General features: G+C 71.7%; 5 protein-coding genes. 4 read left to right on the top strand and 1 reads right to left on the bottom strand.

The window, feature by feature from the left end:
• Window positions 1-761 (top strand): sulfatase-like hydrolase/transferase (locus MCAG_RS28195; protein WP_036375625.1); only part of this gene is annotated, 761 nt, incomplete at its 5' end.
• 240 nt (window positions 762-1,001) lie between these two features.
• On the top strand, window positions 1,002-2,285 hold the full coding sequence (locus MCAG_RS28200) for a citrate synthase (RefSeq protein ID WP_007076348.1): 1,284 nt from the start codon (window positions 1,002-1,004) through the stop codon (window positions 2,283-2,285).
• Window positions 2,286-2,411: 126 nt separating this feature from the next.
• Here the strand turns inward: MCAG_RS28200 and MCAG_RS28205 are convergent, their stop codons facing one another.
• A complete protein-coding gene (locus MCAG_RS28205) occupies window positions 2,412-3,815 on the bottom strand; it encodes a glycosyltransferase family 4 protein (RefSeq protein WP_036375627.1) in 1,404 nt (467 codons plus the stop codon).
• Between the two features lie 321 nt (window positions 3,816-4,136).
• Here MCAG_RS28205 and glgX point away from each other — a divergent pair, with 321 nt between their 5' ends.
• The gene (gene glgX / locus MCAG_RS28210; protein ID WP_007076350.1) at window positions 4,137-6,257 is read left to right on the top strand and encodes a glycogen debranching protein GlgX; all 2,121 of its coding nucleotides are present in this window, start codon (window positions 4,137-4,139) and stop codon (window positions 6,255-6,257) included.
• Between the two features lie 4 nt (window positions 6,258-6,261).
• Window positions 6,262-7,860, top strand: a 1,599-nt coding sequence (treY, locus tag MCAG_RS28215) for a malto-oligosyltrehalose synthase (RefSeq protein ID WP_007076351.1), incomplete at its 3' end; no start/stop codon positions are given.

Genomic DNA, 7,860 nt, shown 5'->3' on the forward strand with positions numbered 1-7,860 from the left:
ACCTGGCCCAACTGGAGTACACCGACCGGCTGGTCGGCGAGACGCTGCGTATCCTGCGCGCCACCGGCCTGTACGACCGGGCGCTCGTGGTGGTCACCGCCGACCACGGGGTCAGCTTCGACAACGGCGCCCAGGGGCGGGGGATGGACGCCATCCGCAAGGCGGCCGGGCAGGTGGCCTGGGTGCCGATGTTCGTCAAGGAACCCGGCCAGCGGGCCGGCCGGGTCGACGACCGCAACTGGGAGCACGTCGACCTGCTGCCCACCGTCGCCGACTACGCGCACGTGCGGATCCCCTGGCCCGTCGACGGGCGCTCGGCCCGACAGGCCCCGCGCGAGCGCGCCGACAAGCGCTTCTACGACCGGCCGGGCGAGCCGGTCGCCTTCCCCGGCGGGGTGCCCGCCCCGCCGCCGCAGCCGAAGCCGCATCCGCTGGTCGGCACGACCGTGGGCCAGCGGCCGACCGGCGGGTCGGCCCGGGTCGGTGACCTCGCCGCGTTCCGCGCCGTCGACCCGGACGCCGGCGGGTTGCCGGCCCTGGTCTGGGGCACGGTGCCGGCTTCGGTACGCGACGGCACGCTGCTCGCCGTCGCCGTCAACGGGCGGATCGGGGCGGTCGTCCCGGTGGTGCCGCCCGACGCCGGTGGCCGCCGGTTCGCCGCCTTCCTTCCCGACGACCGGCTGTTCCGTGCCGGGGCCAACCGCTTGGACCTCTACCAGATCGGCCCGGGCGACGAGCTGCGTCACCTGAGTATTTCCTGAGAGTTTCGGCCTCGCTGCCAACAGGGCCCCCGATCACGCTCGGTGCGTGATCGGGGGCATTTTGTCACATTGGCCCTGTTCGAGGCAAGCCCCGGGTTGCCGGGTTTCCGCGCTCGCCTTCCGGGAACCGGGTGACGCATACCTCACCGCGGAACCACGACGGGCGGTGTCCCCGCAACCGTGTTTACGGTAAAAGCGAAGGCAATTTAAATGTAGATCTGCCGGCGAAGCGAGGAACACATGACGGAAGTCAAGCTCGATCACCCCGGTGGGCAGCTGTCGATGCCGGTACAGTCCGCGGTCGAGGGCCCCGCCGGCATCGGCGTGAGCAAGCTCCTAAAGGAAACCGGGATGACCACGTACGATCCCGGTTTCGTCAACACCGCGGCCTGCTCCTCCGCGATCACCTACATCGACGGCGACGCGGGTATCCTGCGGTACCGGGGCTACCCGATCGAGCAGCTGGCCGAGAAGTCCTCCTTCCTGGAGGTCTCGTACCTGCTCATCTACGGCGAGCTGCCCGGCCGGCAGCAGCTCGACGAGTTCAGCGAACGGATCCGGCGGCACTCGCTGCTGCACGAGGAGATGCGCCGCTTCTTCGACGGCTTCCCCCGCGACGCGCACCCGATGGCCGTGCTCTCCTCGGCCGTCAGCGCCATCTCGACCTTCTACCAGGACAGCCTGGACCCGTTCGACTCCGACCACGTCGAGATGTCCACCGTCCGGCTGATGGCCAAGGTCCCCACCATCGCCTCGTACGCGTACAAGAAGTCCATCGGTCAGCCGCTGCTGTACCCGGACAACTCGCTGGGCTACGTGGAGAACTTCCTGCGGATGACGTTCGGCGTGCCGGCGGAGCCGTACGAGGTCGACCCGGTCATGGCCAAGGTGCTGGACATGCTGTTCATCCTGCACGCCGACCACGAGCAGAACTGCTCCACGTCGACCGTGCGGCTGGTCGGCTCCAGCAACGCCAACCTCTTCGCCTCGGTCTCGGCCGGCGTGAACGCGCTGTTCGGCCCACTGCACGGCGGCGCCAACCAGGCCGTGCTGGAGATGCTGGAGAAGATCCAGGTCGACGGCGGCGACGTGCAGTCCTTCGTCCGCAAGGTCAAGGACCGGCAGGACGGCGTGAAGCTGATGGGCTTCGGCCACCGGGTCTACAAGAACTACGACCCCCGGGCCGCCATCGTCAAGAAGGCCGCCCAGGACGTGCTCGGCCGGATGGCCAAGCCGGACCCGCTGCTGGACATCGCGATGCAGCTGGAGGAGATCGCGCTCGCCGACGAGTTCTTCGTCTCCCGCCGGCTCTACCCGAACGTGGACTTCTACACCGGCCTGATCTACAAGGCCATGGGCTTCCCGACGAAGATGTTCACCGTGCTGTTCGCGCTCGGCCGGCTCCCCGGCTGGATCGCCCAGTGGCGCGAGATGATCAACGACCCGGAGACCAAGATCGGCCGCCCGCGGCAGGTCTACACCGGTTCCCCGGAGCGACCCTACGCGCGCCCCGCCGACCGCTGAGGCGCAAGGAAGGGCCCCCTGTCAACGCATTCGGTAGAGACGGGGCCCCTTCTCAACGAGGCTGACGTGCGGCCGCCGATCCGAGCAGGATCGGCGGCCGCACTCGCACCGCCACGGGCGAAAGGGTCAGCGCAGGCCGGCAGCGACGAGCAGGTTACCCTCCGGCACCGCCGGGCGGGCCCGGCCGTGCGCCATCCGCTGTTCGGCGCGCTCGGCGACGAACGCCGGGGCCTTGGCGATCGCCGAGGCGTACGTCGAGGCGGTGCGGCTGGCGATGGCGGCCCAGCCGTACTGCTCTTGCACCATGACGCGGGCCCGCCGGGCCAGCACCCGGGCGCGCTCCCGGTCCGACAGCAGGGCGTGCACCGCCTCGGTCAGCCCCTCCGGGTCCTGCGGGGCGAAGGTCATCCCGGTGACGCCCGACTCGACGATCTCGGCCAGGCCGCCCGTCGAGGCGACCGCCAGGGGCGCGCCGGCCGCCGCCCCCTCCAGGGCGACCATGCCGAACGGCTCGTAGATGCTCGGCACCGCGAAGCAGTCCGAGGCGGCCATCACCGCAGGCAGGTCGGTGCCGCCGAGGAAGCCCGGCATGCTGACCGCCCCACCGAGGCCGAGCCGGTGCACCTCGGCCTCCAGGGCCGACTTGTACGGCCCGTCGCCGACGATCACCGCGCGCAGCCCGGGGTGCCGCTCGCGCAGCCGGGGCAGCCCGGCGAGCAGGTGCTGCACGCCCTTTTCGTAGACCAGCCGGCCGGCGAAGGTGACCAGTGGGCCGTCCCCGGCGAACCGGGCCCGGGCCGAGACGACCGCCGACGTCGGCACCTTCCACCGGTGCGGCTCCACCCCGTTGGGCACGACGTCGACCCGGGTGGCGGGCACGTCGAACAACGTGCCGACCTCGTCGCGCATGTACCCGGAGCAGACGATCACCCGGTTGGACTCGCCGCTGATCCAGTGTTCGACGCCGTGGATGGTGCGGTTCATCTCCTCCGGCAGCCAGCCCTGGTGCCGGCCCGCCTCCGTGGCGTGGATCGTGCTGACCAGCGGAATGTCGAGGTGGTCTCGCAGGGTGATCGCGGTGTGCGCGACGAGCCAGTCGTGGGCGTGGATGACGTCATAGGTGGCGGATTCGGTGGCGCGCAGGGCGGCGCGGGTGAGGGTGTGGTTGAAGGCCATGGTCCAGGCCAGGAGGCTGCCGGTGGCCAGGGGGAAGGTGACCGGGTCCTCGGCGGCGCGTAGGACGCGGACGCCGTCGGCGTACTCCTCCAGGGGTGCGCCCTCGGCGTGGCGGGTGACGACGGTGACCTCGTGGCCGGCGGCGGCGAGGGCGACGGAGAGGGCGTGCACGTGGCGGCCGAGGCCGCCGACGAGCACCGGCGGATACTCCCAGGAGAGCATGAGGATGCGGCGGGTCTGCGGGGGCACCCCGGACCCGGCGGGGTGCGGGGTCTGCGACCGTGAGGTGGTGCTGGGCCGGCAGGTCCGGTCCGTGGCGGTGGCGGTCTGCTCGCCGGCCCGCAGGGTCGTCACATCGAACTCCGTCCGTGCAGGGTGGAACGCGCCGGCAACGATGGCGGCGTGACAGGTCATGGTGGGATGGCCGAGAGCCGAGCGGGAACGCGTGTTTCCGCACGCCCCCGCATAAAGCAAAGGGCATCCGGGCCCGAACCGCATCTTGAGAGGGCTCAAGGTGACGGATACCACCCAAAGGTCCCAGCCGGTGTCAGGTGGGTGGAATCGGTTACGGCACCAACGGGTGGATTGGGCCGACCGACGGCGGGGCATTAGCGGCGTGCGCACCCGGCGGGCCCGCCCGTCCAGGGCGATCATCACCATGGGCTGAGGAGCGACATGCAGGTCTGGCCGGGCGAGCGGTACCCGCTGGGGGCGACCCACAACGGGATGGGCACCAACTTCGCGATCTTCTCCGAGGTGGCCGAGCGGATCGAGCTCTGCCTGTTCGACGAGTGGGACACCGGCGCGGAGCGTCGCGTCGAGCTGCGCGAGGTCGACGCCTACGTCTGGCACTGCTACCTGCCCGGCATCGAGCCGGGGCAGCGGTACGGCTACCGCGTCCACGGCCCGTGGGACCCGGCGAACGGGCTCCGCTGCAACCCGAACAAGCTGCTGCTCGACCCGTACGCCAAGGCCGTCGACGGTGACGTCGAGTGGGACCCGGCCGTCTACGACTACGAGGTGGGCGGCGACCCCGACCGGATGTCGGAGACCGACTCGGCCCCGTTCGTACCCAAGTCGGTGGTGGTGAACCCGTACTTCGACTGGGGCAACGACCGGCCGCCGCGCACCCCGTACCACCACTCGGTGATCTACGAGGCGCACGTGCGGGGGCTGACCATGCGCCACCCCGGCATCCCGGAGGAGCTGCGCGGCACGTACGCGGCCATCGCCTCCCCGGTCATGATCGACTACTTCCGGCGGCTCGGGATCACCGCCGTGGAGCTGATGCCGGTGCACCAGTTCGTGCACGACCACCGCCTCGCCGACCTGGGCCTGCGCAACTACTGGGGCTACAACACGATCGGCTTCTTCGCCCCGCACCACGGGTACGCGGCGCTGGGCGGCCTCGGCCAGCAGGTGCAGGAGTTCCGGGGCATGGTCAAGGCGCTGCACGCCGCCGGCATCGAGGTCATTCTCGACGTGGTCTACAACCACACCGCCGAGGGCAACCACCTCGGCCCGACGCTGAGCTTCAAGGGCGTCGACAACCCCAGCTACTACCGGCTGTCGGAGTCCGACCGGCGGTACTTCGTCGACTACACCGGCACCGGCAACAGCCTCAACGTGCGCAGCCCGCACTCGCTCCAGTTGATCATGGATTCGTTGCGCTACTGGGTGACCGAGATGCACGTCGACGGCTTCCGGTTCGACCTCGCCGCCACCCTGGCCCGCGAGTTCTACGAGGTCGACCGGCTGTCCACCTTCTTCGAGGTGGTCCAGCAGGACCCGGTGGTCAGCCAGGTCAAGCTGATCGCCGAGCCGTGGGACGTCGGCCCCGGCGGCTACCAGGTGGGCAACTTCCCGCCGGTGTGGACCGAGTGGAACGGCAAGTACCGCGACACGGTGCGCGACTTCTGGCGCGGCGAGCCCGCCACCCTCGCCGAGTTCGCCTCCCGGATCTGTGGCTCCGCCGACCTCTACCAGGACGACGGCCGCCGCCCCTTCCACAGCATCAACTTCGTCACCTGCCACGACGGGTTCACCCTCAACGACCTGGTGTCGTACAACGACAAACACAACGAGGCCAACGGCGAGGACAACCGCGACGGCGAGGGCCACAACCGGTCCTGGAACTGCGGCGTCGAGGGGGAGACCGACGACCCGGGCGTGCTGGCCCTGCGCCAGCGGCAGCGGCGCAACTTCCTGGCCACCCTGATCCTCTCCCAGGGCGTGCCGATGATTGGCCACGGCGACGAGCTGGGCCGCACCCAGCGCGGCAACAACAACGCGTACTGCCAGGACAGCGAGCTGGCCTGGGTCGACTGGGACAGCGCCGACGAGCCCCTGCTGGACTTCGTCCGGCGGCTGGTCGACTTCCGCCGCGGCCACCAGGTGTTCCGCCGCCGCCGGTTCTTCACCGGCCTGCCCGTCGGGGGCCGGGCCGCCGACTCGGGCCTGCCCGACCTGGCCTGGTACACCCCCGACGGCCGGGAGATGACCGGCGAGGACTGGGGCAACGACTTCGGCCGCTCGGTGGCCCTGTTCGTCAACGGCGACGGCATCCCCGAACGCGGCCAGTACGGCCAGCGCCACCACGACTCCTCGTTCGTGCTCTGCTTCAACGCCCACGACGCCGCGCTGGACTTCAAACTGCCCGGCGAGGAGTTCGGCCGACGCTGGGAACTAGTGATCAGCACCGCGGACCCGGACCCGGAGAAGCCGACCCTCGTCGAGGCGGGCGACACGATCTGCGTGCCCGACCGTTGCCTGGCAGTCCTGGAGAGGACGGTCTGAGGCGATGGCCCACACCCCCGACGACAAGCCCACCCCCGCCGCCGGCCACGGCACCGACGACAGCACCGGCACCGACGACAGCACCGGCACCGCCGCGCGGGTCGGCGCGACCTACCGGGTGCAGGTCCGCCCCGGCTTCGACCTCGACGCCACCGCCGGCCTCGCCGGCTACCTGGCCGACCTCGGCGTCACCCACCTCTACAGCGCCCCGCTGCTCACCGCCACCCCCGGCTCCCAGCACGGCTACGACGTGGTCGACCACCGGGCGGTCAACCCCGAGCTGGGCGGCGAGGCCGCCCGGGTCCGGCTGGTCCGGGCCCTGCGCGCCGCCGGGCTCGGCCTGGTCGTCGACATCGTCCCCAACCACGCCGGGGTGACCCGGCCGGCGGCCAACCCCGCCTGGTGGGACGTGCTGCGACACGGCCGGGCCTCGGCGTGCGCGAAGTGGTTCGACATCGACTGGGACCGCGGCCGGCTGCTGCTGCCCGTGCTCGCCGACACCCCCGACGCCCTCGACGAGCTGAAAATCGCCGACGGGGAGCTGCGCTACCACGAGCACCGCTTCCCGATCGCCGACGGCACCGGCGACGGCAGCCCCCGCGAGGTGCACGACCGGCAGCACTACGAGCTGGTCTCCTGGCGGCGCGGCGACCGCGAGCTGACGTACCGCCGGTTCTTCGCCGTCTGCGATCTCGCCGGCCTGCGCGTGGAGGACCCGGAGGTCTTCGCGGCCACGCACGCGGAGGTCCTGCGGTGGGCGGCGGCCGGCGAGGTCGACGGCATCCGCGTCGACCACCCCGACGGGCTGCGCGACCCCGCCGGCTACCTGGCCCGGCTGCGCGCCGCCGCGCCCGACGTGTGGCTGCTGGTGGAGAAGATCCTGGAGTACGGCGAGGAGCTGCCCGACTGGCCGGTGGACGGCACCACCGGCTACGACGCTCTCGCGCCCATCTGTGGCCTGTTCGTCGACGGCGACGCCGAGGCCGACTTCACCGCCCTGGACGCCCGGCTCACCGGCCGGCACACCTCCTGGCAGGACCTCACCCACGACACCAAGCTGGCGGCGGCCACCCGGCTGCTCGCCGCCGAGCTGACCCGGCTCGCCGCCCTCGCCCCCGAGCTGGCACCCGACGAGGCCCGCGCGGCCCTGGCGGAGCTGGCAGCGTGCTTCCCGGTCTACCGGGGCTACCCGCCGCACGGTACCCGGCATCTCGCCGCCGCCCGCGCCGAGGCCGGCCGTCGCCGCCCCGACCTGGCCCCCGCCCTCGACGCGGTCACCCGGCGGCTGCGCGACCCCGACGACGAGCTGGGGCAGCGCTTCCCGCAGCTATCCGGCGCGGTGATGGCCAAGGGCGTCGAGGACACCGCCTACTACCGGTGGAGCCGGTTCGTCGCGCTCAACGAGGTCGGCGGCAGCCCCGCCCACTTCGGCACCCCACCGGCGGAGTTCCACCGCAACGCCCACGCCCGGCAGGTCCGCTGGCCGGCGGCCATGACCACCCTCTCCACCCACGACACCAAACGCGGCGAGGACGTCCGGGCCCGGCTCGCCGTCCTGTCCGAGCTGCCCCAGCGCTGGGCACGAGCAGGGTCAGCAGGTGGA

Source organism: Micromonospora sp. ATCC 39149 (assembly GCF_000158815.1).
Lineage (GTDB): Bacteria > Actinomycetota > Actinomycetes > Mycobacteriales > Micromonosporaceae > Micromonospora.

What these genes read in the sequence shown, in the direction of transcription:
- MCAG_RS28200 (WP_007076348.1), top strand. Translation starts at nt 1,002, where the DNA reads ATGACGGAAGTCAAGCTCGATCACCCCGGTGGGCAGCTGTCGATGCCG.
- glgX (WP_007076350.1), top strand. Translation starts at nt 4,137, where the DNA reads ATGCAGGTCTGGCCGGGCGAGCGGTACCCGCTGGGGGCGACCCACAAC.